Source organism: Actinokineospora pegani (genome assembly GCF_009745975.1).
GTDB classification, from domain to species: Bacteria; Actinomycetota; Actinomycetes; order Mycobacteriales; family Pseudonocardiaceae; genus Actinokineospora; species Actinokineospora pegani.
The window spans coordinates 57080-82646 of the sequence record NZ_WHOL01000099.1 but is presented as its reverse complement, the minus strand read 5'-3'; the positions used below and the strand labels follow the sequence as shown (position 1 = coordinate 82646).

The 25567-nt window shown below is 74.7% G+C and carries 17 protein-coding genes; 5 read left to right on the top strand and 12 right to left on the bottom strand.

Annotated elements, in window-relative coordinates:
- Positions 1–28: 28 nt before the first annotated feature.
- Genes GCL84_RS18900 through GCL84_RS18890 form a run of 3 tightly spaced genes read left to right on the top strand, consistent with a single transcriptional unit; the run spans position 29 to position 3718 of the window.
- Positions 29–1477, top strand: coding sequence for a flavin-containing monooxygenase (locus GCL84_RS18900; protein ID WP_156756837.1), 1449 nt, complete (start codon positions 29–31; stop codon positions 1475–1477).
- Position 1478: 1 nt separating this feature from the next.
- Positions 1479–3140: an FAD-dependent oxidoreductase gene (locus GCL84_RS18895; RefSeq protein ID WP_156756836.1), complete on the top strand. Its 1662-nt coding sequence runs from the start codon at positions 1479–1481 to the stop codon at positions 3138–3140.
- Complete coding sequence (locus GCL84_RS18890) at positions 3137–3718, top strand: acetoacetate decarboxylase family protein (RefSeq protein WP_156756835.1); 582 nt, start codon at positions 3137–3139, stop codon at positions 3716–3718. Before GCL84_RS18895 ends, GCL84_RS18890 begins: the two co-directional genes overlap by 4 nt.
- A gap of 10 nt (positions 3719–3728) precedes the next feature.
- On the opposite strand, the gene GCL84_RS18885 is transcribed toward GCL84_RS18890, so the two are convergent.
- Positions 3729–5609 (bottom strand): ABC transporter ATP-binding protein, encoded by a 1881-nt coding sequence (locus tag GCL84_RS18885; RefSeq protein WP_407924409.1) that lies wholly within the window; start codon positions 5607–5609, stop codon positions 3729–3731.
- A gap of 104 nt (positions 5610–5713) precedes the next feature.
- On the opposite strand from GCL84_RS18885, the gene GCL84_RS18880 reads away from it, so the two are divergent.
- Positions 5714–6469 (top strand): EI24 domain-containing protein, encoded by a 756-nt coding sequence (locus GCL84_RS18880; RefSeq protein ID WP_156756834.1) that lies wholly within the window; start codon positions 5714–5716, stop codon positions 6467–6469.
- A gap of 28 nt (positions 6470–6497) precedes the next feature.
- On the opposite strand, the gene GCL84_RS18875 is transcribed toward GCL84_RS18880, so the two are convergent.
- The 11 genes from GCL84_RS18875 to GCL84_RS18825 form a co-directional block, all read right to left on the bottom strand.
- On the bottom strand, positions 6498–7328 hold the full coding sequence (locus tag GCL84_RS18875) for an SAM-dependent methyltransferase (protein ID WP_156756833.1): 831 nt from the start codon (positions 7326–7328) through the stop codon (positions 6498–6500).
- A gap of 132 nt (positions 7329–7460) precedes the next feature.
- On the bottom strand, positions 7461–8381 hold the full coding sequence (locus tag GCL84_RS18870; protein WP_156756832.1) for a carbohydrate kinase family protein: 921 nt from the start codon (positions 8379–8381) through the stop codon (positions 7461–7463).
- Positions 8382–8600: 219 nt separating this feature from the next.
- Positions 8601–9851: a PucR family transcriptional regulator gene (locus GCL84_RS18865; protein ID WP_156756831.1), complete on the bottom strand. Its 1251-nt coding sequence runs from the start codon at positions 9849–9851 to the stop codon at positions 8601–8603.
- Positions 9852–9943: 92 nt separating this feature from the next.
- The gene (locus tag GCL84_RS18860) at positions 9944–10108 is read right to left on the bottom strand and encodes a hypothetical protein (protein ID WP_156756830.1); all 165 of its coding nucleotides are present in this window, start codon (positions 10106–10108) and stop codon (positions 9944–9946) included.
- Positions 10109–10134: 26 nt separating this feature from the next.
- Positions 10135–16533, bottom strand: a complete 6399-nt coding sequence (locus tag GCL84_RS18855) for a type I polyketide synthase (RefSeq protein WP_156756829.1) — start codon at positions 16531–16533, stop codon at positions 10135–10137.
- On the bottom strand, positions 16530–18284 hold the full coding sequence (locus GCL84_RS18850) for a fatty acyl-AMP ligase (protein WP_156756828.1): 1755 nt from the start codon (positions 18282–18284) through the stop codon (positions 16530–16532). Before GCL84_RS18850 ends, GCL84_RS18855 begins: the two co-directional genes overlap by 4 nt.
- A 137-nt stretch (positions 18285–18421) precedes the next feature.
- A complete protein-coding gene (locus tag GCL84_RS18845) occupies positions 18422–19852 on the bottom strand; it encodes an MFS transporter (RefSeq protein ID WP_235926422.1) in 1431 nt (476 codons plus the stop codon).
- A 426-nt stretch (positions 19853–20278) separates the two neighbouring features.
- Positions 20279–20731 carry a universal stress protein gene (locus tag GCL84_RS18840; RefSeq protein ID WP_156756827.1) on the bottom strand — a complete coding sequence of 151 codons (453 nt, stop codon included), beginning with the start codon at positions 20729–20731 and terminating at the stop codon, positions 20279–20281.
- 49 nt (positions 20732–20780) lie between these two features.
- Positions 20781–22376 (bottom strand): dolichyl-phosphate-mannose--protein mannosyltransferase, encoded by a 1596-nt coding sequence (locus GCL84_RS18835; protein WP_156756826.1) that lies wholly within the window; start codon positions 22374–22376, stop codon positions 20781–20783.
- A gap of 22 nt (positions 22377–22398) precedes the next feature.
- Entirely contained in the window at positions 22399–22881 is a 483-nt protein-coding gene (locus GCL84_RS18830) for a hypothetical protein (protein ID WP_156756825.1), read from the bottom strand.
- A gap of 72 nt (positions 22882–22953) precedes the next feature.
- Positions 22954–23583: a hypothetical protein gene (locus tag GCL84_RS18825; RefSeq protein WP_156756824.1), complete on the bottom strand. Its 630-nt coding sequence runs from the start codon at positions 23581–23583 to the stop codon at positions 22954–22956.
- Between the two features lie 685 nt (positions 23584–24268).
- Between GCL84_RS18825 and GCL84_RS18820 the strand changes: the two genes are divergently transcribed.
- Positions 24269–25534, top strand: coding sequence for a helix-turn-helix domain-containing protein (locus tag GCL84_RS18820; RefSeq protein WP_235926419.1), 1266 nt, complete (start codon positions 24269–24271; stop codon positions 25532–25534).
- Positions 25535–25567: the final 33 nt, after the last annotated feature.

Sequence of the window (25567 nt, the reverse complement as noted above, 5' to 3'; positions counted from 1 at the left end):
CGCCGCGCGCGGTCCTAGCGTCGGGGGCATGACGGAGTTGTCTGTGCTGGTGATCGGGGCAGGGTTCGGCGGGCTGGGGGCGGCCGCGGCGCTGCGGCGGGCCGGGTTCGGCGAGGTCACGGTGGTGGAGCGGGCCGACCGGGTGGGTGGGGTGTGGCGGGACAACACCTACCCGGGTGCGGCCTGCGACGTGCCGTCGCCGTTGTACTCGTGGTCCTGGGCGCCCCGGGGGGACTGGCCGCGGCGGTACTCGGGGCAGGCGGACATCCTGGACTACCTGCGGCGGACGGCGGACGAGCACGGGCTGACCGAGTTGGTGCGGTTCGGGGTGGAGGTGACCGGGGCGCGGCACGAGGGCGGGCGGTGGCACGTCGACACGGTCGGGGGCGAGGTGTTCACGGCCGATGTGCTGGTGCCCTCGGTGGGGTTGTTCTCGCGGCCTGCCTACCCGGCGGTTCCGGGGAGCTTTGACGGGCCCGTGTTCCACTCCGCGCGCTGGGACCACGGGGTCGACCTGCGGGGCAAGCGGGTCGCGGTGATCGGGACCGGGGCGAGTGCGGTCCAGTTCGTGCCCAGGGTGCGCGAGCAGGCGGCGCGGGTGACCGTCTTCCAGCGGACGCCGCCGTGGGTCGTGCCCAAGCCCGACCGGGGGTACACGCGGTTGCACCACGCGGTGTTCCGGCGGTTCCCGCTGGTGCGGGCGGCGGGGAGGCGGGGGATCTTCTGGATGAGCGAGCTGCTCAACAGCGCGCTGACCGGCAGGCCCGCCGTCACCAAGGCGGTCGAGCTGGCCGCCAGGGCGCACCTGCGGCTGCGGGTGCGCGACCCCGAGCTGCGCGCGAAGCTGACGCCGGACTACCCCGTCGGCTGCAAGCGGCTGCTGTTCTCCAACGACTACCTGCCCGCGCTGGCCCAGCCGAACGTCGACGTGGTCACCGAGCGGATCGCCGAGATCACCCCGGCTGGTGTGCGCACCGACGACGGCGTGGAGCACCCGGCCGACGTGGTCATCTACGGCACCGGCTTCCAGACCACCGAGTTCCTGGCCCCGCTGCGGATCACCGGGCCGGACGGCTCGGACCTGCGGGAGCGGGCGTGGGCGGGCGGGGCCCGGGCGCACCTGGGGCTGACCGTGCCCGGGTTCCCGAACCTGTTCCTCATGTACGGGCCCAACACCAACCTGGGCGGCAGCTCGATCATCGGCATGCTGGAGGCCCAGGCCGACTACCTGGTCACCGTGCTGCGCGCGATGCGCGAGCGGGGCGCGCGGCTGGCCGAGGTGCGCGCCGAGGCCGCCGCGGCCTTCGACGCCGAGGTGCAGGGCAGGCTGCGGTCGACGGTGTGGACCGCGTGCGACAGCTGGTACCGGGAGGCGTCCGGGCGGATCACGACGAACTGGCCGGGCCTGGTCACCGAGTACCGGCGGCGCGCGACCGCGCCCGACCTGGCCGACTTCGAGCTCACGGCGGGGGGCTGAGATGGGCTTCGACTACGACGTGCTCGTCATCGGCTCCGGGTTCGGCGGCAGCGTCTCGGCGTTGCGGTTGACCGAGAAGGGCTACCGGGTCGGGGTGGTGGAGGCGGGGCGGCGGTTCGCCGACGAGGAGTTCGCGAAGAACTCGTGGCACGTGCGCGACTACCTGTTCGCGCCGCGGCTGGGGTGCACCGGGATCTTCCGGATGACGCCGCTGCGGGACGTGCTCGTGCTGTCCGGCAGCGGGGTCGGGGGCGGATCGCTCGGGTACGCGAACACGCTCTACGAGCCGCCGGACGCCTTCTACCGGGACCGGCAGTGGGCGCACATCACCGACTGGCGCGACGAGTTGGCCCCGCACTACGACCAGGCGAAGCGGATGCTCGGGGTCACGCTGAACCCGGCGACCACCGCGGCGGACCGGGTGTTGCGGGAGGTGGCCGAGGACATCGGGGTCGGGGGCACGTTCACCCCGACCCCGGTCGGGGTGCTGTTCGGCGCCAAGCCCGGCGAGGAAGTGCCCGACCCGTTCTTCGGCGGCGCGGGCCCGGCCCGGCGCACGTGCACGCACTGCGGGGAGTGCATGACCGGGTGCAGGCACAACGCGAAGAACACCCTGGTGAAGAACTACCTCTACCTGGCCGAGAAGGCCGGGGCGACGGTGCACCCGATGACGACGGTGGTCTCCGTCCGGGAGGTCGACGGCGGGTACGCGGTCGAGACGCGGCGGACCGGTGGGCTGCGCAAGCGCGCGTTCACCGCCGAGCAGGTGGTCTTCTCCGCCGCCGCCGTGGGCACGCAGAAGCTGCTGCACAAGCTGCGCGCCACCACGCTGCCCCGGATCTCGCGGCGGGTGGGCTACCTGAGCCGCACCAACTCCGAGGCGATCCTGGCCGCCCGCGCCCGCAAGTCCGATGTGGACTACTCGCGCGGGGTCGCCATCACCTCCTCCATCCACCCCGACCCGGACACCCACGTCGAGCCGGTGCGCTACGGCAGGGGCAGCAACGCGCTGGCGCTGCTGGGGACCGTGCTCGTCGACGGCGGGCGGTCGCGGTGGGCCCGCGGGCTGCGGGAGCTGTGGCGGCGGCGGCGCGACCTGCCCCGCCAGCACGACCCGCGCCACTGGTCGGAGCAGACGATCGTGCTGCTGGTGATGCAGTCGCTGGACAACTCGGTGACCACGTTCCGCCGGTGGGGGATGCTCTCGAGCCGCCAGGGCGAGGGGCTGCCCAACCCGTCGTGGATCCCGGCCGGGCACGACGTGGCGCGCCGGGTGGCGGACAAGATCGACGGGATCGCGGGCGGCACCTGGGCCGACTGGGCCGACATGCCGGTCACCGGGCACTTCATCGGCGGCTGCGCGATCGGCGACTCCCCCGCGACCGGCGTCGTCGACGCCTACCAGCGGCTCTACGGCTACCAAGGGCTGCACGTGGTCGACGGGTCCACGGTGTCGGCCAACCTCGGGGTCAACCCGTCGCTGACCATCACCGCGCAGGCCGAGCGGGCGATGGCGCTGTGGCCGAACAAGGGCGAGGCCGACGCCCGGCCCGCCGTCGGCGCCGCCTACGAGCGGGTCTCGCCGATCGCGCCGCGCTCCCCCGTCGTCCCCGCCACCGCGCCGGGCGCCCTGCTGCCGCTGTTCCCGAAGGAGGAGCTGTGACCTACCCCCCTGAGCCGTGGGCGCTGCGCGGCGACCTGCACCTGTCGGTGTGGTTCGTGCGCGGCGGGTTCGACGTCCCCGAGGGGGTGTCGGTGGTGCGCGTCGGCCCGTTCGCGGTGGTCGGCACGGCCTGGGTGGACTACCGGGAGGGCAGCGTGCTGACCTACCGCGAGCTGATGGCGACGGTGTTGGTGCGCAAGGGCTTGCGGCTGCTGCCGACCATCACCGACATCTGGGTCGACAGCCCCGAGTCGCGTGACGGCGGGCGGGCGCTGTGGGGCATCCCGAAGGACCTGGCCGAGTTCGCGGTGGAGGGTCGCGAGTGGACCGCGGCGGGGATCGCGCGGGCCAGGGTCGTCCCCGGCGCGCGGCTGCCGGGGCGGTTGCCGGTCGGGTTCTCCGTCGCGCAGACGCTCGCGGGGGCGTTGAAGGTCAGCCGGGTGCGGTCGACGGCCCGGGTGCGGCTGGGGCGGGTCGACTGGGACGTCCGGGCCGACGGGCCGCTGGGCTTCCTGGCGGGCCGCTCACCCGCGTTCAGCGCGTCGATGACCGGGTTCGACATGCGCTTCGGCGGGTGAGCGGTCGTGCTCAGGCGACCGTGACCGCCTTGTCCTGGGCGAACTGGGTGCGGTAGAGGTCGGCGTAGCGGCCGGACAGGGCCAGCAACCGCTCGTGCGTGCCCTCCTCGACGACCCGGCCCGCCTCGACCACCAGGATCTTGTCCGCGGCGCGGACCGTCGAGAGCCGGTGGGCGATGACGATCGCGGTGCGCCCGGACAGCGCCTCGTCGAGCGCCTCCTGCACCGCGGCCTCCGAGGTGGAGTCCAGGTGCGCGGTCGCCTCGTCCAGGATGACCACCCGCTGCCTGGCCAGCAGCAGCCTGGCGATGGTCAGCCGCTGCCGCTCGCCGCCGGAGAGCCGGTAGCCGCGCTCGCCGACCACCGTGTCGAGGCCGTCGGGCAGCGACTCGACCAGCTCGGCCAGCCGCGCCCGGCGCAGCGCCTGCCAGATGTCGGTGTCGTCGGCGCCGGGCCTGGCGAAGGCCAGGTTGGCGCGGATGGTGTCGTGGAACAGGTGCCCGTCCTGGGTGACCATGCCGACGGTGGCCCGCACGGACTCGGCGGTCAGGTCGCGGACGTCGGCCCCGGCCAGCCGCACCGCGCCCGCGTCCGGGTCGTAGAGGCGCGGGACCAGCGACGCGATGGTCGACTTGCCCGCCCCGGACGAGCCGACGAGGGCGACCATCTGCCCCGGCTCGGCGCGGAAGCTGATGCCGTGCAGCACCGGCTCCCCGCCCCGCGTGTCGAGGGTGGCGACCTCCTCCAGCGACGCCAGCGACACCTTCTCCGGCGACGGGTAGGCGAAGCGCACGTCGTCGAACTCCACCGCCACCGGACCGTCGGGCACCGGGCGCGCGTCGGCCTTGTCGGTGATCAGCGGCGGCAGGTCGAGGATCTCGAAGACCCGCTCGAAGCTGACCAGCGCGGTCATGACCTCCAGGCGGGCGTTGGCCAGCGCCGTCAGCGGCGAGTACAGCCGGGTGAGCAGCAGCGCCAGCGACACCACGGCCCCCGCGTCCAGCGAGCCCGCGACCGCCAGCCGCCCGCCCAGGCCGTAGACCAGCGCCAGCGCGAGCGCCGAGACCAGGGTCAGCGCGGTGACGAACACCGTCTGCACCATCGCCGAGCGCACCCCGATGTCGCGGACCCGGCTGGCCCGGTCGCGGAACTCCCCGGACTCCTGGGCGGGGCGGCCGAACAGCTTGACCAGCGTGGCGCCCGGCGCGGAGAACCGCTCGGTCATCTGCGCCAGCATCGCCGCGTCCAGGTCGGCGGCCTCCCGGCGCAGGTCGGCCACCCGGCGCCCGATCCGGCGGGCGGGCAGCACGAACACCGGCAGCAGCACCAGCGCCAGCAGCGTGACCTGCCAGGAGATGCTGAGCATGACCACCAGCGTCAGCACCAGCGTGACCACGTTGGTCACCACACCGGACAGGGTGTCGCTGAACGCGCGCTGCGCGCCGAGCACGTCGTTGTTGAGCCTGCTGACCAGCGCCCCGGTGCGGGTGCGGGTGAAGAAGGCGACCGGCATCCGCTGCACGTGGTCGAACACCCGCGAGCGCAGGTCCAGGATCAGCCCCTCCCCGATCCCCGACGACAGCCACCGCGACAGCAGGCCCAGGCCCGCCTCGGCGACCGCCACCGCGGCGATGACCAGCGCGAGGCCGATCACCGCGCCGCCCGGGTCGCCCGCCACGATGCGGTTGACCACCTGGCCCGCCAGCAGCGGCGAGGCCACGGCCAGCACCGCCAGCGCGACACCGGTGACCAGGAACGCCACCAGCCGGGGCAGGCGTTCCTTGGCGATGCCGAACACGCGCCGGGCCGTGGCCCCGGACGGGACCCGCCCGCCCGCCGAGGTGCGCGAGGCGCTGTAGAGCGCCGTCCACGCCGTCATCTGCATGTCCATCTGACGTGCCCTCCCTTGTCGTCCGAACCACGATAAGACTTCGAGTTAACTTGAAGTCAAGGCGCGCCCGACCCGGGCGCGGCGGGGTTTCCTAGACTGCGCGTGTGATCAACGTTGTGCGGGACTTCGGAACGGGTGTCGGGCTGCTGGCGCGCGGGGTGCGGCTGGTGCTGGGCTCGGGTGGGCTGTTGGTGCGCGGGGCGCTCCCGGTGCTGGTGACGAGCGTGGTGTTGTTCGCCGCGCTGGTCTCGCTGGCGCTGGGGATCGGGGGGATCGTCGAGTGGGCCACGCCGTTCGCCGACGACTGGTCCGAGGTGTGGCGCGCCGCGCTGCGCACGGCGATGGGGATCGGGGTCGTCATCGGGGCGGCGGCGCTGGGGATGGTGGCGTTCAGCGCGCTGACGCTGATCATCGGGTCGCCGTTCTACGAGAGCATCGCCGAGGAGGTCGAGGACAGGGAGCTGGGCGGGGTCCCGGAGGCGCAGCGGATCGGGTGGGGCCGGGCGGCGTGGATGGGGTTGCGGGACGGGGTGCGGCTGGCGGGGATGGCGGTCCTGTTCGGGCTGGGGTTGTTCGTGGCGGGGTTCATCCCGGTGTTGGGGCAGACCGTCGTGCCAGTGGTCGGGGTGTTCGTGGGGGCTTGGCTGCTGGGGGTGGAGCTGTGCGCGATCCCGTTTGTGCGGCGGGGGGTGAGTCTGCGGGAGCGGCGGCGGGCGCTGGGGCGGCGGCGGGCGATGACGTTGGGGTTCGCTGTGCCGGTGTATCTGTTGTGCCTGGTTCCGTTGGTGGCGTTGGTGGTCTTCCCGGGGGCTATGGCGGGGGGGACGTTGTTGGCCGCTCGGGTTCGGGAGGAGGGGTGAGGGTTTGTGTTGGGGATGTTGGTGAGCGTTAGGGCTTCATCGCTACCGCGCCTAGGCGCAGGAGGTTGAGGGGGGGTACGGGGGTTTCACGGGGGCCGTCGGGCCACCAGGTGTGGAGGGGGACCAGGCCGGGGGGTAGGGGGGTGAGGCCTTGGAGGAAGGCCTCGATTTGTGGGCGGGTGCGGTGCTTGGTGGCCACGGGGGTGCCGTGGAACTCGGCGCGGATGGCCTGGGCCAGCGCGCTGGCTGGGCCGCCGTCGGCTGGGTCGTGGTGGTGGGTCAGTACCAGGTAGGAGCCCGGGGGGACCGCGTCGAGCCAGGCGGTGACGGTCTCGCGTGCCGTTGTGTCGTCGTCTATGTGCGGGAGGACGTCGGCGAGGATGAGGGCGATCGGGCGGGTGCGGTCGAGCAGGGCCAGGCCGGGGGTGTACAGGGCCGTCTCGGGGTCGGACAGGTCCGCGTCGACGACGTGGGTGCGCTCGTTCTCCTCCAGGAGGGCGCGGCCGGTGGCGACGACGATCGGGTCGTTGTCGAGGTAGACCACCCTGGCCTCGGGGTTGTGGCGCTGCACGATCCGGTGTGTCTCCTCCGGGATCGGCATGCCAGCGCCCAGGTCGACGAACTGGTCGACGCCGAACTGCCTGACCAGCGTCCGCAGGGCGCGGGCGACGAACGCGCGGTGCTCGCGAGCCACCGTCGAGGCCTCCGGGGCCAGGCGCAGCAGCCGGTCGACCAGTTCGCGGTCGACGGCGTAGTTGTCCCGGCCGCCCACCAGCGCGTCGGCCACCCGTGCCTGCGTGGGGACGTCCAGGTCGAGCACCGCGCGACGCCTCTCGCCGTGCGGGTGCTCGAAGGGCATGGTGTCTCCAGTGACGGACGAGGCCGAGCGAGTGACGCTGAGTGGCCGCCACTCTAGATCAACGCGGAGTGGGCGATCCACCGGTTGGCCCACGACGCACCCGAACAGGGCAACTCCGGCGCAGGCGCCCGCCTAGCGGGCGGGCAGGAGGGAGCGGGCCTCGCCCAGTTCCGGCGCGGTGGGCGGGTCCGCGCCCGCGCGGGAGCAGGTGATGGCGGCGACCGCGTTGGCGAAGTCCAGGGCGGCGGCGAGGCCGTCCTGGGGCAGGTCGGCGATCGACCCGTGGGCGCCGTCGAGGAGGTCGGCTCGGGAGAGCCAGTGCAGCAGGCCCGCGGTGAAGGCGTCGCCCGCGCCCACGGTGTCGACGACGGTGGTCGGGGGGCCGGGGCGGTGGAGGGAGTGGGCGGCCGTGAGGGCGTGGGCGCCGCGGGGGCCGAGGGTGACGACCACGAGCGCCGGGCCCAGGGCCAGCCAGTGGCGGGCGCGGTCGACCGGGTCCTCGTCGGGGTGCAGCCAGGCCAGGTCCTCCTCGCTGACCTTGACCACGTCCGAGAGCGCCACCTGGCGTTCCACCCGGGCGCGCTCGTGCTCCGGGGAGCCCGACAGGGACGGGCGGACGTTGGGGTCGTACGACGTGGTGGCGGCGGCGGCCATCGCGGCCTCGACGACGCCTGCGCCCGGCTCGAGGAGGGTGGCCAGGGAGCCGGTGTGCAGGCACTCGGACCCGTCCACCGGCGGCACCCCGGTGATGTCCCAGGAGATGCGGAAGTCGTAGCGGGCCATGCCGTCGGCGTCGGTGGCGGCGAAGGCGACGCTGGTGTCGGCGGTGGGGGCGGGCAGGGGGCGGAGGTCCACACCGGACTCCCGGAGGTGGTCGCCGACCATGGCGCCGAACAGGTCGGCGCCGATGCGGGTGCCCAGCACCGAGGGGGTCCCGAGCCGGGACAGTCCGAGCGCGACGTTGGCGGGGCTGCCGCCGGGGTGCGCGGTGAAGGTGCGGCCGTCGCGGTCCGCGATCAGGTCGGCGAGCGCCTCGCCCACAACGGTGATCATCCTCGGCTCCCCCGGCTGCGGTCTCGGTCAGGTCCCGGTGGCCAGCCTGCCACAGCCCGGACCGGGGCACGCCCGCTCCCGCCGCGACGCCCGGCGACCGCGCCGCTGGAGCGGGCAGGTGGGGCGAAGCGGTCCCGCGGGTGGCCGCCCGATGTGCCCTTCGCCGGGTTTCGGCGCGGCGGTGAGCCGGGCGGGCCCGGCCGCGCGCCCCGGGCCGCTTCAGCTCGCGGAGGCCTCGTCGGCGTTGTTCCAGGCGTGCATGGTGATCTCCATGAGGAAGCGCTGCTCGGGGTCGTTGAGCCGGTCGCCCAGCAGCTCCTCGATCTGGTTCATGCGGTAGCGGACCGTCTGCGGGTGCACCGCGAGGCGCGAGGCGGTCTCGTTGATGTCGCCCCGGGTGTGCAGCCAGGTCCGCAGGGTGGAGGCCACGCGATCGCGCTGCTTGTCGGTCAGGTCGGCGAAGGCGGCCCGGATCGGCTGGGCGACGTGCGAGACGAGCGACTCGTCGGCGAACATCAGCAGCGTCGAGAGGTTCCTGGCGCACCAGGTGATCTGGACCTCGGGCAGCACGCCCCGGTTGACCAGGGACATGGCTTGCCGGGCCAGCCGCTGGGAGCGGTGCGCGTCGGCCAGCGCGACGGTGGGGCCGACCGCGGCGCGGCGGCCGTTGAGCTGGGACTCCAGCGCGGGGAGCTGGGTGCCCGGGTCCGGCAGGATCAGGCAGGGGTCGCCGCTCTCCAGGTCGATCAGCACGTCGCGGCCCAGCGAGGGCACCGGCAGGTGGTGCTGGTCGGAGCGGTACTCCAGGACGACGACGGCCAGCTCCTCCGGGAGCTGCCAGTCGGCGGCGGCGGCCAGGTCCACCAGGGACTGCTGCGGGGCGGGCGGGTCGGACAGGACCAGCTTCATGAGCTGCCTGCGGCGGCGCTCGTAGGAGCCGGTCGCCTGCGCCTGGGCCTCGGTGTAGCCCGCGACGGCGACGACGCACAGGTCGTCGACGTAGGCGAAGATCGCCTCGGCGACGGTGAGCAGGGTGTCGGCCGGGATGCCCAGCTCCTGGCCCGCGATGCTGACGTGGCGCCAGACCGCGCGGGCGCCGACGCGCACCGCGGTCTGCAGCGAGTCCATGGTGCGGCCCTCGAGGAACTCCATCCGGCCCGCGTAGCGGAAGGCGGCCAGCCAGTCGTCGCGGTTGGCGCGCGGGTCGACGATGAACTCGAAGCACTGCATGATCGCGGCCTGCACGCTGCCGACGAGCACCTCGCGGAACTTGCCCTCCATCGGCTGCCGGTAGGCCGGGACGGCCTCCTGGATCGCCTCGATGGCGTCCTTGACCAACGTGCCCGCCAGGGGCTTGACCCGCTCGGCCAGTTCGGGGACCAGCGACGCCCAGATCGGGACCGCAGTGACGCCGTGCTGGGGGCTCCCCGACTCGCCTGGGCCCGGTCCGCCGCGCTGCGTCACCGCCATCTCGCCCTCCACCCGCGTGATATCGACACTCCCGCACGCCTCGTGTCCGTCAATTGATGCTCGTCGAACACTAAAGAGGGGTCACTGCACTGTCAATCGTCCACAGGTGGCGGGTTGTGCGCCGTGACGGCGTTTCGCGCCGCCGAACCGCCGTGCAGGTTGCAGAATTGTCCACCGCCGCGCAATTCCGACCGGTCCGCCGAATGCGCGCCCGACAGCTTTGCGCGGTGTTCTGAAAAGGATTCAGCAATCACCATCCGGCAACAGAACCGCACGTGGGCGGCTACACGCGCACGGGCGCCTCCATGGCGCGGGCCAGGTGCCGGGCCACGACCCGCACCCGCGGCGGGTCGATCATGCTCAGGTGGTCGCCGGGCACCGGCACCACGGTCAGGTCGGGGCACAGCGCGTCCCAGCCCAGGGCGTCGTCGGCGCGGTCGTAGCGCGGGTCCAGCGCGCTGATCAGCGGGTTGGGCTCGCGGGCGCGCAGCAGCGTGACCCGGCCCGCGTACGGCCGGGGCCGCCAGCGCTCCCCCACCGTGGCGTCCACGAAGGACGTGTGCTGGTGGCGCAGCGCGTCCGCGCCGAGGCCGGGGACCTGGGCCAGCCGCTGCATCACGAACCGGACCTGCGCCTGCTCATCCATTGTGGACATGACCTCGGCCCGCAGGTCGAGCCGGACGCCGTAGGTGCGCTCGATGTGCTCGGCGAAGCGGGCGAAGCGGGCGAGCGCCGACCGGGCCGGGTCGGCGGCGCGCAGCGGCAGGATCGGGTCCAGCAGGAAGAGCTGGTCGACCCGCTCGCCGCGCTCGGCGAGGACCCTGGCGACCTCGTAGGCCAGGAACCCGCCGAAGGACCAGCCGCCGAGCCGGTAGGGGCCGCGCGGCTGGTGCTCGCGCAGCAGGTCGGCGTAGCGGCGTGCCTTGTCCTCGACGGTCTGCTCGTCGGCCAGCCGCTCCAGGCCCAGCACCGGGTAGCCGGTGGGCAGCTCGGCCACCAGCGGCTGGTAGACGGTGGTCGGCCCGCCCGCCGGGTGGAACAGCGCCAGCGGCGGCTTGGCCCCGCCCGCGCGCAGCACCGTCACCGGGCCCGGCCGCGCGCCCGGCGCGCCGCCCTCCAGCTCCGCGCGCACCAGGTCGGCCTGGGCGGCGATGGTGGGCCGGGCGAACAGCGAGTCCACCGGCGGCACGCCCGCCAGCCGCGCCGACAGCGCCGCGTGCACCCTGGCCGCGGCGGCCGCGTCGCCGCCGAGGTCGTAGAAGCCGCTGTGCACCCCCGCCGGGGCGCTGCCCAGCGCGTCGGTCCACACCACGGCCAGCCAGCGCTCGGTCGGGTCGCGCGGGGCGACACCGCGCACGGCCACCACCCCCACCCCGGGCATGCCCAGCTCGTCGGCGAGGTGGTCGGCCAGCTCGCGCAGGCTGGCCCCGCGCAGCACCAGCGACACCGGCAGCAGCACGTCGAAGTCCTGCCGCACCGCGGCGCGCAGCCGCATGGCCAGCAGCGAGTCCACGCCCAGCGAGGTCAGCGGGGCGGCGGCGTCGACCGAGGCCGCGTCGACGCCGGTGAGCCGGGACAGCCCGGTGGCCAGGTGCTCGACGAGGGCGGCGCGCGGGTCCGGGCGGGCGGCCAGGTCGGCGGCGGGCAGCGGGGCGGGCGCGACCCGCGCGGTCAGCGCCGACAGGTACGGGCGGGCGGCCAGCGCGGGGAACAGGGCCAGCGCCCTGGGCACGTCGAGCCGGGCGATGCCGAGGCCGGAGCGGTCGGTGGCCAGCGCGCCCGCCAGCGCGGCCATCCCGTGCTCCGGGGTGACCTCGGCGAAGGCGGCGTTGGGCCGGTCGGAGCGGGAGCCGTCGTCGCGGGCCCAGGCGCCCCAGTCCAGGGCGATGGCGGGCAGGCCGGTGGCGCGGCGGACCTCGACGAGCGCGTCGAGCCAGGCGCAGGCGGTGGCCTGGGCGGCCTGGCCGGGCGCGCCGACCATCCCGGACAGGGACCCGAAGACCACGAACCAGTCCAGCGGCAGCCGTTCGGTGGCCTGGTGCAGGCGCAGGCCGCCGAGGACCTTGGGCCGCCACACCCCGGCGAGGTCGGCGGCGGTCAGCTCGGCGGCGGGGTGGTCGGCGTGCACCCCGGCGGCGTGCACGACCCCGCGCAGCGCCACGCCGTCGCGCTGGGCGTGCTCGAGCAGGGTGGCGGCGAAGCCGGGCTCGGCGATGTCGCCGAGCACCACGTCCACCTCGGCGCCCAGGTCGCGGGCGGCGGCGATGGCCTGCTCGGCCTCCGGGCGGCGCGCCCGGCCCGCGAGCACCACGCGGGTCGCGCCGCGCTCGGCCAGCCAGCGCGTGACCCGGCGGCCCAGGTCGCCGAGGCCGCCGGTGACGACGTAGGCGCCGGGGCGCACCACCGGGGGCGCGCCGTGGTCGGTGGGCACGGCGGTGGTGGTGAGCCGGGCCCGCAGCCGCCGGTCGCCGCGCCAGGCGACCTCGTCGTCGTCGCGGTCCGCGCGCAGCTCGGCGACCACCGCGGCGGCCGAGTCGGCGTCGACGAGCGTCGCGCGCACACCCGGGTGCTCGAAGGCCAGCACCCGCACCAGCCCGCGCAGGCAGGCCAGCCCCGGCTCGCCCGGGTCGGCGCCGGGGACGGTGGCCCCGCCGGTGGTGGCCACCCACAGCCGGGGCGGGTCGGGGCGGGTGGACAACAGCGCGGCGGTGCGGGCGACCGTGCGGACGAGGGCTTCGGCGCGGTCGGGGTCGCGGTAGAGCTCGGTGGGCCCGGCGACGACGACCACGCCCGCGGCGGGCAGGTCGGGGGGCGGCTCGGACGCGCGGACGACGTGGTCGCCGTCGAGCGCGGCGGACAACCCGGGCAGGCCGGGGGTGGCGGCGTCGTCGACGAGGACCCAGGTCGCGCCCGTGCCGGACGGGGCGGGGGCGGGCAGCGGGGCCGGGTCCCAGCGGCGCTCGACGGCGGCCTCGGGGCCGGTGGTGCGCTCCAGCGCGGTGGCGCGGACGTCCGCGAACTCGACCAGGACGGTGTTGTCGGCGGCCAGCAGCTCGACCTGGCCGAGCAGCGCGCCCGGCCCGGCGGTGGCGACGGTGGCGGCGCAGTGCGTGCCCAGGGCGGGGTCGCCGATGACCCGGACCCGGCCGAAGCGGGTGGGCACGTGCTCGCCGCGCACCCCGGGCAGGCCCGCCGCGGCGGCGGGCAGCACCCGCAGACAGGCCTCGGCGAGCGCGGGGTGCAGGGCGAACCGGCCCACCCCGCCCGCCTCGGTCGGCAGCCGGACCCGGCCCAGCGCGGCGCCGGGGGTGGCGCGCACGTCGGTGAGGCCGCGCGGGGCCGGGGAGCCGGGGTCGACCGGCCTGCCCTCGGGCAGGGTGCGCCCGGGCACGGCGGTCTCGGAGCTCTCGTCGCGGGACAGGGTGGCGGTGGCGTGGGTGACCCAGCCGCCGTCCGCGGCGCGGGAGCGCACGATCAGCGCGCCGGAGGTGGTCAGCTCGGTGGTGAGGGTGGTCCGCGGGCCCGGGGCCAGGTCCTCGCCGAGGGCGAGGTCGGTGACGAGCACGCGCGGGCCGAGCACGGCGCGTCCGGCGGCGAGGGCCAGTTCGAGCAGCGCCGAGCCCGGCAGCACGACCGGGTCGCCGGAGGCCTGCTCGGGCAGCCAGGGCAGCCGCTCGGCGCGCAGCGCGGCCTGCCACAGGTGCCTGCCGTCGTCTGGCAGTTCCACGTGCGCGCCCAGCAGCGGGTGCGTGGGGTCGTCGGGGACCCGGGCCGGGGCCCAGTGCCTGCGGTGCCGCCAGGCCGGGCCGGGCAGGTCGAGGACCGGGCCGGGCGGGTAGCGGTGGGCCAGCGCGGCGGAGTCGCCGTGCACGTGCAGGGTGGCCTGGGCGCGCAGCCACTCGGCGAGCGCCGCGCCCCGGCGCAGGGTCGGGACGACGACGACCGGTTCCACGAGCGGGCGGGCGGCGGCGGTCTGCTCGATGGCGGTGAGCGCGACCGGGTGCGCGGCGACCTCGACGAACCGGGTGTGCCCCTCGGCGAGCGCGGCGGCGACGGCCTGGGTGAACCGGACGGGGGCGCGCACGTTGGCCGCCCAGTAGTCGGCGTCGCCCACCCTGGCCGGGTCGGGGCCCACGCTGGAGTAGAACCGGACCTCGGGCGGGTTGGGCGCCAGGCCGTCGAGGGCGGCGAGCAGACCGGGCAGGTAGGGCTCGACCGAGGCGGAGTGGCCCGCGGCGCCCAGCCGCAGCGGTTTGGCGAAGCCGCCGCCCGCGTCCACCCGCGACACCAGGCTGGCCACCTCGGGGGCCGGTCCGCTGACGGTGAGCAGCCGGGGCGCGGCGTGCACGGCGACGCCGACGCCGGGGTGGTCGGCGGCCAGCTCGGCGAACTCCTCGTCGGACAGCCCCACCGCCGCCATGGCGCCCGCGCCCCTGGCGTCGAGGTCGGCCAGCAGCGCGGTGCGGGCCAGCACGACGCGCAGGCCCTGGGCGTCGTCGAGCACGCCCGCGACCACCGCGGCGGCGACCTCGCCGACGGAGTGCCCGAGCACGGCGGCGGGGTGCACGCCGTGCGCGCGCCACAGCCCGGCCAGCGCCAACTGCATCCCGTACTGGGCGCACGCGGCGGTGGCGAACGGGGCGGGCGCGGTGTCGGACAGGGCGGCGCGCAGCGAGAAGCCCGCCCCGGCGGCGAACAGCGGCTCCAGCCGGTCGACCTCGGCGGCGAAGGCGGGTTCGGCGTCGAGCAGCTCGCCGCCCATGCCCGGCCAGTGCGACCCGAACCCGGAGAAGACGAACACCGGCCCGGCGGGCGGGCCGGTGCGCGGGGCGCGGCCCAGCACCGCGCCCGCCGCGGACGCCCCGGCGGCCACGGCGCGCAGCGCGGCGGCCAGTTCCGCGCGGTCGGCGGCCACGACGGCGGCGCGCACCGGCAGGTGGTCGCGGCGGGCGGCGAGGGTGGCGGCGAGGTCGGCGGTGGCGGCCCTGGCGCCCTCGGTGGACTCCAGCCAGTCGACCAGGTCGGCGGCGCGGTCGCGCAGCGTGTCGGCGGTGTGCGCGGACAGCGCGAAGACCTCGGGCCGGTCGGGGCCGGGCGCCTGCTCCGGCGCGGGCGGCCACTCCTCCAGCACGACGTGGGCGTTGCTGCCGCCGAACCCGAAGGCGGACACGCCCGCGCAGGCGTAGCCGGAGTAGCGCGGCCACGGCGTGGGCTCGGCGGCCACGCGCAGGCCGAGGCCCGCGAAGTCGATCAGCGGGTTGGGCGCGTGGTAGTGCAGGCTCGGCGGGATTCGGCCGTGCGCCAGGGAGAGCACGACCTTGATCATGCCGACGATGCCCGCCGCGCCCTCGAGGTGGCCCAGGTTGGTCTTCACCGAGCCGACCAGCAGCGGCCGCCCGGCGCCGCGGCCCGCGCCGAGCACCGCGCCCAGCGCGCCCGCCTCGATCGGGTCGCCGAGCGGGGTCCCGGTGCCGTGCGCCTCGACGTAGTCCACTGTGGTCGGATCGACCTCGGCGGCCGGGTAGACGCCCGCGAGCAGCGCGGTCTGCGCGTCCGGGTTGGGGGCCATGATGCCGTTGGAGCGGCCGTCGGAGTTGGTGGCGCTGCCGCGCACCACGGCCAGCACCCGGTCGCCGCGGGCGCGGGCGTCGGCGAGGCGGCGCAGCACCACCACCCCGCAGCCCTCCCCCCGGCCGATGCCGTCGGCGGCGGCGTCGAAGGCCTTGCACCGGCCGTCCGCGGCGAGCACGCCGGAGCGGGCGAAGGTGCCGGTGACCGCGGCGGTGAGCATGACGTTGACCCCGCCGACGATGGCCAGGTCGGCCTCGCCCCGGCGCAACGCGCCGACCGCGTGGTGCACCGCGACCAGCGACGACGAGCAGGCGGTGTCGACCACCATCGACGGCCCGCGCAGGTCCAGGGCGTAGGACAGCCGGTTGGCCACCGCGCTCGCGGCCGCGCCGGTGCCCGACCACGGCTCGACGGCCCCGGCGTCGGCCAGGGTGAACAGCCCGTACTCCGAAGCCGACACTCCCATGTAGACACCCGTGCGGGTGCCGCGCAGCGCCGCGGGCGGGATGCCCGCGTGCTCGAGCGCCGCCCAGGCGACCTCCAGGGTCAGCCGCTGCTGCGGGTCCATGACGTCGGCCTCGCGCGGGGTGATGCCGAAGAACTCCGCGTCGAACCCGGCGACGTCGTCGAGGAAGCCGCCGGTGCGCGGCAGCGCGTGCAGCACGTGCGGCGCGGCGGCCCACCGGTCGGCCGGGCGCGGGCGGATGGCCTCGCCGCCGCGGTCGAGCAGGTCCCAGAACGCCGCCGGGGAGTCGATGCCGCCGGGCAGGCGGCAGCCCACGCCGATCACGGCGATGGGCTCGCCGGGGCCCTCGTGCGGGTGGACGCCGGGTGCCGCGGCCTGTCCGGGGGCCGCCGCGGCGGGGGTCGACCCGGTGACCGCGGCGGCGAGCGCGGCGATCGTGGGGTGGCGGTAGCCGAAGGTGGGCGGCAGCGAGCGGCCGGTGCGCTTGCCGAGGTCGCCGACCAGGCCGACCAGGTCGCGCGAGGACAGGCCGTACTCGAGCAGCGGGCGGCGCGGGTCGACCGCGCCGCGGGGGACCGCGGCGATCTCGGCCACCCGGTCGACCAGCCAGTCCAGCAGGTCGACCGGTCCGCCCGGTGCGGTCATGTCGGACCGGTCTCGGCGAGCGAGTCGGCCGTGTAGCGCTCCCGGCAGGCGATCCGGGACAGCTTGCCGCTGGAGGTGCGGGGCAGGCTGTCGGGGGCGACGATCCGCACCTCGCGCAGGGTCAGGCCGTGCCGCTCGGCGACCGCGGCGCGCACCTTGGTCTCGACCTCGGGGCGGTCGAGGTCGGCGGCGGACACGGACTTGGCGTGCTCGGCCAGCGCCACGGCGCGCTCGCCGTCGGCGCCGGACACGGCGAACACGACGACGTTGCGCGGCCGGATCGCCTCGTGCGCGGCCTCGACGGTGCGCTCGACGTCGTGCGGGTAGTGGTTGCGGCCGTCGACGACGATGAGGTCCTTGATCCGGCCGGTGATGTAGAGCTCGCCGTCGAAGAGCACGCCGAGGTCGCCGGTGGCCAGCCACGGCCCGTCCGCCGCGGCGGCGCCCGCCACCGAGTTGCGGAAGACGCGCCCGCTCTCCTCCGGCCGGTTCCAGTAGCCGGTGCCCACGTTCGGGCCCGCCACCCACACCTCGCCGACGTGGCCGTCCGGGCGCGGGACCCGGGTCTTGGGGTTGACGACGAGCACGCCCTGCTCGATGGGCTGCCCGCAGGACACCAGCCGCACCACGTCGTCGGCGTCGGCGGAGACCTGCACGGCGCGGCCCTCGGCCAGCGCGATCCGGTCGAAGCAGCGGTCCACCGGGCCCTTGCCCGGGCGCGAGGTGGAGACGAACACGGTGGCCTCGGCCAGGCCGTAGGACGGGCGGTGCACCTCGGGTTTGAGCCCGCAGGGGCCGAAGGCGGCGCGGAAGCGCTCGATCACCCCGGCCTGCACCGGCTCGCTGCCGTCGATGAGCGCGGTGACGGTGTCCAGGCGCAGCCGGGACTTCTCCCAGTCCGAGACGCGGGAGGCGGCGTAGGCGTAGGCGAAGCTGGGCGCGGCGCTGATCGCGCTGGGGTTGACCGAGAGCGCGCGCAGCCACCGCTCGGGGCGCTCGACGAACGCCAGCGGGTCCATCAGCACGGTGCGCACACCCGCGACCAGCGGGGCGGCCACGGACAGGACCAGCCCCATGTCGTGGAACAGCGGCAGCCAGCTCACCGTCACCGAGTCGCTGCGCACGCCGTAGGCGCGGTTGGCCTGGCGGGCGTTGGCGACGACGTTGCCGTGGGTGATCATCACGCCGCGCGGGTCGCCGGTGGACCCGGAGGTGTACTGCAGGTAGGCCAGGTCGTTCTGCGCCAGCGGCACCGGCTCGAAGTGCGCCGCGATCGCGCTGGGCAGCGTGTCGACGGAGATGACCTGGGCGACCGGCAGCCGGTGGGTCTCGATGAACGCGGTGACCGACGGCGCGGAGTCCTGTGTGGTCAGCACGGTCGAGGAGGCGCAGTCGCCCAGCACCGCGGCCAGCCGCTCGGCGTGGCCGGGCATGTCGGGGGTGAACAGCGGCACGGCGGCGGCGCCCGCGCGCAGCGCGCCGAGGAAGGCGATGACGTAGTCCGGGGTCTGCCCGATGCAGATCGCCACCGGCGCGCCCTTGCGCACCCGGCGCTGCAGCCAGGCCGCGACGGCGCCGACCCTGGCGTCGAGCTCGCGCCAGGTCCACGTCGACTGCGACCCGCCGCTGTGGCTGCGGAAGTCCAGGTAGCTCAGCGCCACCTCGTCGGGATTGCGCACCGCCCACGCGCTGAGCAGACCGGGTAGGTCGTCCGCGGCGGGCTGGCCGCCGTTCCTGATCGCGGAATTCATCTGCACAGTCCTCACCAGGGGGCCACGTCGACACCGGACGAGAAATTCCGACAATCCTTTTCGCCGGTGGACGCAAAAGGATGTCCAGCCACCGTAGGGCCGATGTTACCGGTGAGTCAACATAAACTGTGACGCGATTATCGGACTGAGGATTTCCGGTGATCGGCGTTATCGGGCAGTTGCGCGGAACGCAGCTTCGTCTTGTGCTTGGGCGACAAAGAAGGCACCAGTCGGGGCGCGAGCAGCGCGGCGACGATCTGCAGCGCGGCCGCGGCGAGCAGGGTCCGGGTGTAGCCGTCGGCCAGTTCCTGCCCGAGGACGATCCCGCCGCCGATGAGCACGGTCGTGAACGCCACGCCCAGCGCGCTGGCGAACTCGCGGCCCGCGCTGAGCACGCCGGAGGCGACACCGGCCATCCCGCCCTCGACGACGTCGAGGGCGGTGGTGGTCAGCGGGACGGTGAACGCCGACCCGAAGCCGATGAGGAGCAGGCCGGGCAGTCTCGGCAGCACCTCCGGCGAGCCGTTGACCACGGCCACCAGGATCAAGCCGAACGCCACCACGAGCATCCCGCCGCCCACCGTGCGGGCGGGCCCGACCCTGGCCAGCACCTTGGGCACGAACGGGGCGGTGCACACCAGCGCGCCCGCCACCGCGACCAGCGGCAGCGCCGCCTCGGCCGGGTCCAGGCCGAGCCAGCGCTGGTGCACCAGCGGGGTCACCACGGTCACGCCGGTCACGCCCAGGCCCCACAGCGACTGGATGGCCAGCGCGGCGCCGAAGACCCGGTTGCGGATGAGCTCGCGCGGCAGCACCGGGTTGCGCGAGCGGCGGTCGCGCATGGCGAAGGCGACGCCGGAGCCCGCCGCGGCCAGCGCCACCGGCGCCGCCCAGACGGGCGCCTCGGCCACGATCAGCAGCGCGCCGGTCACCGCGAGCATCGAGACCGCGGCCAGGACCGTCGAGAGCGGGTCGGCGGACTTGGTGAACCGCTTGGGCCCCGGCGGCGGCAGCACCAGCCAGGTGAACGCCAGCGGCGGCAGGAAGCCCCAGAACACCCAGCTCCAGTGCACGTTGGCGGTGGCGAACCCGCCCAGCGCCGGGCCGAGCGCGAGCGCGGCGGCCAGCGCGACGGTCCAGGTCGCGGCGGCCTTGGGGCGGTCGTCGGGGGCCAGCCGGGTGCGGACCAGGCTCAGCGTGGCGGGCACGATGACCGCGGCGGCGAGGCCCTGCACGACCCGGCCCGCCAGCAGCAGCTCGAAGCCGTGGGCCATGCCCGCCATGATCGTGCCGACGGTGAAGCCGAACAGGCCCAGCCGCAGCATGGCGCGCTCGCCGAAGCGGTCGACGAAGGACCCGGCGGCCAGCAGCAGCCCGGCGAAGGGCAGCAGGTAGGCCACGGTGATGCCCTGCGTGGCCGCGGTGCCCAGGCCCATCTCCTCGGCGATCGAGGGGGCGGCCGCGGAGACGACGGAGTTGTCGGCCGAGCTCAGGAACGCGATCGAGGCGATCGTGACGAGCACCCGGCCGCGGTCGCTGATCCAGGACGGGGCAGGCGCGCGGTGCACGTCAACGCCCCGGGACGAGGAGGGGGGACGACAACACGCGGGCAGGTCTCGGGGACACCCCGGGTGGGACTACCGCGCGAGGTCGAAATGGCATGTCAGGAACGTTAATGCCGAGACAAACTCGGTGTCGACCGCGTGCGGTGTTCTTTGTGGAAGCCGAGCACTTTCCCACCGTCGTTTGTCACCCCTGAGCAGAAACGCCCCCGGCGTAATGTTGTCACGATCGAACATATCAGTCGTCAAATCCGGCCAGTGCGGAGCCACCGCCGCGCACCGCGGGCGGGCCGGGCGGCCGTCCTGTGTGGACATTCGACGGGCGGACCGGCCCAACCTCGCGCAAGCGTCCGATTACCGAGAGTCACCGGCGAGCCGGGCGACACACGCGCCACCTGCCCCCGGCGGCGGGGACCGCCGCCGGGGTCGGGCTCACGAGGTGTGGACGATGAGGACGTCCACGCTGGACTTGCGGGCGGCCTCGGCCGGGACCGAGCCGAGGATGCGGCCCGCCAGGGTGTTCAGGCCGCGGTTGCCGACCACGAGCAGGTCGGCCTCGCGCTGGTGGACCACCTTCGACAGCACCGAGACCGGGTTGCCGTCGCGCACGACGGTCTCGACGTCCTTGGCGCCCTGCTTGGCGGCGCGGTCGTGGGCGTCGCGCACGGTGTCCTCGGCGGGGTTGGCGCCGACGACCTGGTAGGCGACGTCCGAGCCGAGGCGGTCCTGGGCGGAGTCCACCTTGCGCTGCTCGGGGGCGCTGTAGGCGCAGACGACGATGAGCTTGGCCTCGCAGTCCGCGGCGATGGCCGCGGCGCGGTCGACCGCGCGGAAGGACGTCTCGGAGCCGTCCGTGCCGACGACGATGGTGCGGTAGGCGGTCATGGTTCTTCCTGTTCTGCCGGTTCGGTGTGCGGGTGGTCTCGCGGTGGGTTCAGCGCCAGGAGGGCAGCCAGAGCTCGGCCTGCCAGCGGCCGTCGGTGATCGGGTCGCCGTTGAGGATCGGCCAGAGCCAGACGAAGTTCGCCACGACGAGCAGCACGTAGCCGCCGATGGCCACCCGGCCGAGGCGCCCCGGGGCGGCCAGGCGCACCCGGTCCAGGCACAGCACCAGGGCCAGCACCAGGAACGCGGCCATCGGCGTGGCGTAGAAGAAGTACATCTGCCGGTCGATGTTGGCGAACCAGGGCAGCAGCCCGGCCAGGTAGCCGACCAGCACCGCGGCGAAGCGCCAGTCCCGGCGGAGCAGGACCCGCCACGCGCCGAACAGCAGCACCGGGAAGGCCAGCCACCACATCGCCGGGGTGCCCACCAGCATGGTCGCCGAGACGCACCGCGACTCGCCGCAGCCGGTGAGGCCGCCGTCGTAGTGGTAGAGCATCGGCCGCAGGCCCATCGGCCACGTCCACGGCTTGGACTCCCACGGGTGCGGCTTGTCCGGGGTGACGAGCTCGTTGTGGAACTTGAGGATGTCCGCGGCGTTGGCGAACAGCGACCCCACCGCCCCCTTGACCACCGACACCGGGTCCGAGCCGGTGGTCTCGACCAGGTGCCTGGCGAAGCCCGCCTCGGAGGCGAACCAGCCCCAGTAGGTGCTCACGTAGGCCAGCAGGCCGATGCCGACGAACGCCCACAGGCCCGGCAGGGTGTCGCGGCCCAGCGCGCCCAGCCACGGCCGCCGCACCCCGGCCGAGCGCCGCGCGGCGACGTCGAACAGCACGGTCAGCAGCCCGAAGGCGGCGATGAAGTACAGCCCCGACCACTTGACCCCGCAGGCCAGTCCGAGCAGCAGCCCGGCGGCCAGCCGCCACCAGCGCACGCCCAGCCGCGGCCCGAACGCCGACGCGCCGAGCCAGCCCTCGTCGCGGGCGGTGGCCAGCCGGGACCTGACCTGGTCGCGGTCGACGAGCACGCAGCAGAACGCGGCGAGGACGAAGAAGGCCAGGAAGATGTCGAGCATGCCCATCCGCGACTGCACGTGCAGCACGCCGTCGGCGATGAGCAGCAGTCCCGCGACCGCGCCCATCAGCGTGGAGCGGGTGAGCCTGCGGGCGGCGCGCACGGCCATGACGACCATCAGCGTCCCGGCGAGCGCGGCGGTGAACCGCCAACCCCAGCCGGTGTAGCCGAACGCCCACTCGCCCAGCGAGATCAGCGTCTTGCCCAGCGGCGGGTGCACCGTGAGCATGTAGGCCGGGTTGTCCTCGACACCGCCGTTGCGCAGCATCTGCCACGCCTGCGGGACGTAGTGCTTCTCGTCGAAGACCGGCGTGCCCTTGTCGGTGGGGAAGCCGAGGTTCTGGAACCGGACGACGCCACCGAGCAGGCCGAGCACCAGCGCGACGACCCACCCCCTGGCGCGGTCGGCGGCGGGCACGTCCGGGGGGACGGGGGCCGGGGGCGGCGCCTGCTGGTCGCCACCGGGCTCCCCCGCGGGGGTCTGACCCTCCTCGGGCCGCTCCGGGCCCCGCTCGGCGGGGTGCTCGGGGACGGGGTGGCGCTCGGGGGCATGGTGCTGCTCGGACCTCATCGTTCGGGCCGGGTGCGGCCCATCAGCCGCCCCAGAAGTATCGGGCCGCGTCCAGGATGATCTCGGCGGGGTTGGGCACCTGGACCCGGTTGCGCTCCTGGCGGGGTCGTGCCTCGCGCTCCCCGCGGTCCCGGTCCCCGCGGTCCCCGCTCGCCTGCGGGACGGGGTCGGGGGCGGGCGGGGCCTCGGGAGCCTGGGTGGTCACGAACTCGCCGGTCGCGACCCGCGGTCCGGCCAGCGCGGCCTCGGCCCGCTCCGGTGGGTCGACCCGCTCGGTGAACGGCGCGGCCGCCGCCCGGCTGTCGACCCCGGTCCGGTCGGGGGTGATCTGGTCGTGCAGGCCCCAGATGGCCCCCACGAACACCGCCGCCCCCGCCGCGGTCTTCATGATGCGGCGGGGGCGCTCGGCGCGCTGCTTCACCGCGGGGTCGTCACGACCCTCCCTGGTCAACACCTCGGCGACGGGCACCGAGCGAGTCCGGTCGGTCCCGGGACGATCTGACACGCGGGCACCTCCGAGGGGGTGTGCGGGGGCAGACTTCCTGCGCTGGGTCGGCGCTCGCGGAGCTTACGGCCTTCAGGAGGTGGGCGGGGCGGAGGCCGAGTCCGTCGAGGGGACCAGCACGCCCTGGTCGACCTGCTTGCACCCGGGCGAGTCGATGAACGCCTGGCGCAGCTCGGGGTTGGCGAGCAGGTCCTTGTAGACGCCCTGGGTGTTGTCCAGCGGGGCCAGCAGCGGGGCGATCTCGGCGAGCGAGGCGGTGAACACCGCCGGGTTGTCGGTCGGCGCCGCCTGCAGCTTGGGCAGGCTGGAGTCGAGCGCGGTCTTGGCGCCGTCGACGGTGGCCTTGGCCTGGTCCACCGCGGTCTGGCCGTCGGTCACCGGCGGGACGCCCGCGGCGTCGATCGCCGCGGTCTGGGCGTCGAACTGCTGCGAGAGCTGCTGCATGAAGTTGACCAGGGCCTCCTTCGTCTTCGCCGGGTCGTTCCCGTCGAACGAGGGCAGGTTGGAGAGGGTCTTGCCGCTCTCCGCGGTGGCGCCGCAGATCTTGTCCATCCACGCCACGGCGGGCGAGGACGCGGTGGTGTCACCCCCGCCGCCGCCACCGCCGTCAGGGGAGGGGGAAGAATCCGAACCGCAGGCGGTCAAACCGCCGATGGCGATGGCCACCGATGCGAGCGCGGGGACGACACGACGACCGATCATTAGTCAGCTTCCTTCTCGAATCGCAAAAAAGAACGCGCGCAGAAAAGCGGCCTCAGCCTTGGCCCGGGCAGTTAATGCACCGCCGCCTCACGGGCCTGGCCACTGTGGTGAAACCCTACTGAAACACACCCGCCGACGGCAAGAACCCGTCGGTAACCTGCCTGCCCACCGGGCTGTTTTGTCAGCGGCGCACAGGTTCCGCCGGGCTGTTTTGTGGGATCGGCCACTCCATCACCGTGAGCACAGACTGGGCCGTTCGAGTGAGAAAGCGTCCCAAACTGGGCCTGACGTGGGAAAATATCGTGGGCTAGCACACCCGTCAGTGACCGTACACCGACCCTACTCTTCGGTCGGGGGACGCGGGCGGGCTTGTTTTGTCACAGACCCACAAGACGGGGGTACCGTTTCCACCGTTTTCATTAAAATGACGCCGAAACTGTGGACCAATCGAGTGTCCGGCGCGTCACGTAACGGTTGCATTTGACAGGCCGTGTCCCGCGAACTTATGGTCGTCGTCACAAAATGGCGCCCGCCCGACGGCGCGCTGCGGCGGAGTTTTGTGAGCGACAAGGGGACGAGAATGCCAATTGAACTGGGCAGCCGACCCGCACCCTCGACCATCCGTAAGGACCAGCGCAAAGGAAACCCCTCGGCGATCCCGGCCCCGGCCGGTCCAGGTGGTCGCGTGTCGGTCCAGGACGACCGTGCGACGGCGTTGTGGGCGAGCCTGCCCAGGGAGTTGGTGGCGCGGTTCCGGCCGATGGTCGGGCAGCTCACGCAGGACATGATCCGCGAGATCCAGCGCGCGGTGCCCGCCTACGCCCAGCCGCTGGAGGGCCACTTCGGGGCCGTCATGGTCGCGGGCGTCGAGCAGTCGGTGCTGCGCATCCTGGACACCATCGGCATCGGCGGCGCCCCGGACGAGAACTGGGCCAACGTCTTCCGCCAGCTCGGCCGGGTCGAGTTCGGCGAGGGCCGCAGCCTGGACTGCCTGCAGACGGCCTACCGGGTCGGCGGCCGGGTGGCCTGGCGGCACCTGGCGGCCTGGGGCCAGCAGCAGCGGCTGCCCACCGCGATGCTCACCGTGGCCGCGGAGGCGATCTTCGCCTACGTCGACGAGATCTCCACGCTGTCGATCGAGGGCTACACCGCCGCGCAGGCGCAGTCGGTCGGGGTGATCGAGCGCTGCCGCAGGCGGCTGGTGGAGCTCATCCTCTCCGAGCCCCCCGCCTCGATGGCCACCATCACCAAGCTGGCGGCCACCGCCCGCTGGCGGGTGCCCGACCAGGTCGCGGTGGTCGTCCTGGAGCCCGCGGGCGACGGCGGCGGCGAGGAGCTGACCGGCCCCGGCCTGCACGAGGACGTGCTGACCGACTTCGACGGCGACATGCCGTGCCTGGTCATGTCCGACCCGCAGCGCCAGCTCCGCGGCCTGCGCGAGCAGCTTCGCGGGCGCCGGGCGGTCATCGGCCCGATGGTGTCGCTGCGCGAGGCGGCCACGTCGCTGCGCTGGGCGCGCCGGGCGATGAGCCTGGTCCACCGCGGCATCATCGACGACGGCCCGGTCACCTGGTGCCGCGACCACCTGTCGACGCTGTGGCTGCTGGCCGACGAGTTCCTGGTTCGCGAGCTGCTCAAGCGCACCCTGGCCCCGCTGACCGACCTGACGGTCAAGCAGCGCGCCCGCACCGCCGAGACCCTGCTCGCCTGGCTCGAGACGCGCGGCAGCGCCCCCGAGATCGCCGAGCGGTTGCAGATCCACCCCCAGACGGTCCGCTACCGCATGCGCCAGGTGGAGAAGCTGTTCGGCGACCAGCTCTCCGACCCGGACTCCCGGCTGGACCTGGAGATCGCCCTGCGGGCGCACCGCCTGCTGTGGCCGACCGAGCGCGGCCAGGAGGTCCAGGCCCGCGGCGCGGCGAGCCGCGAGGCGGCCGCCAGGGCCAGCTGACACCCGGTCCCCCGCCCACCGGTGGCCGGTCCC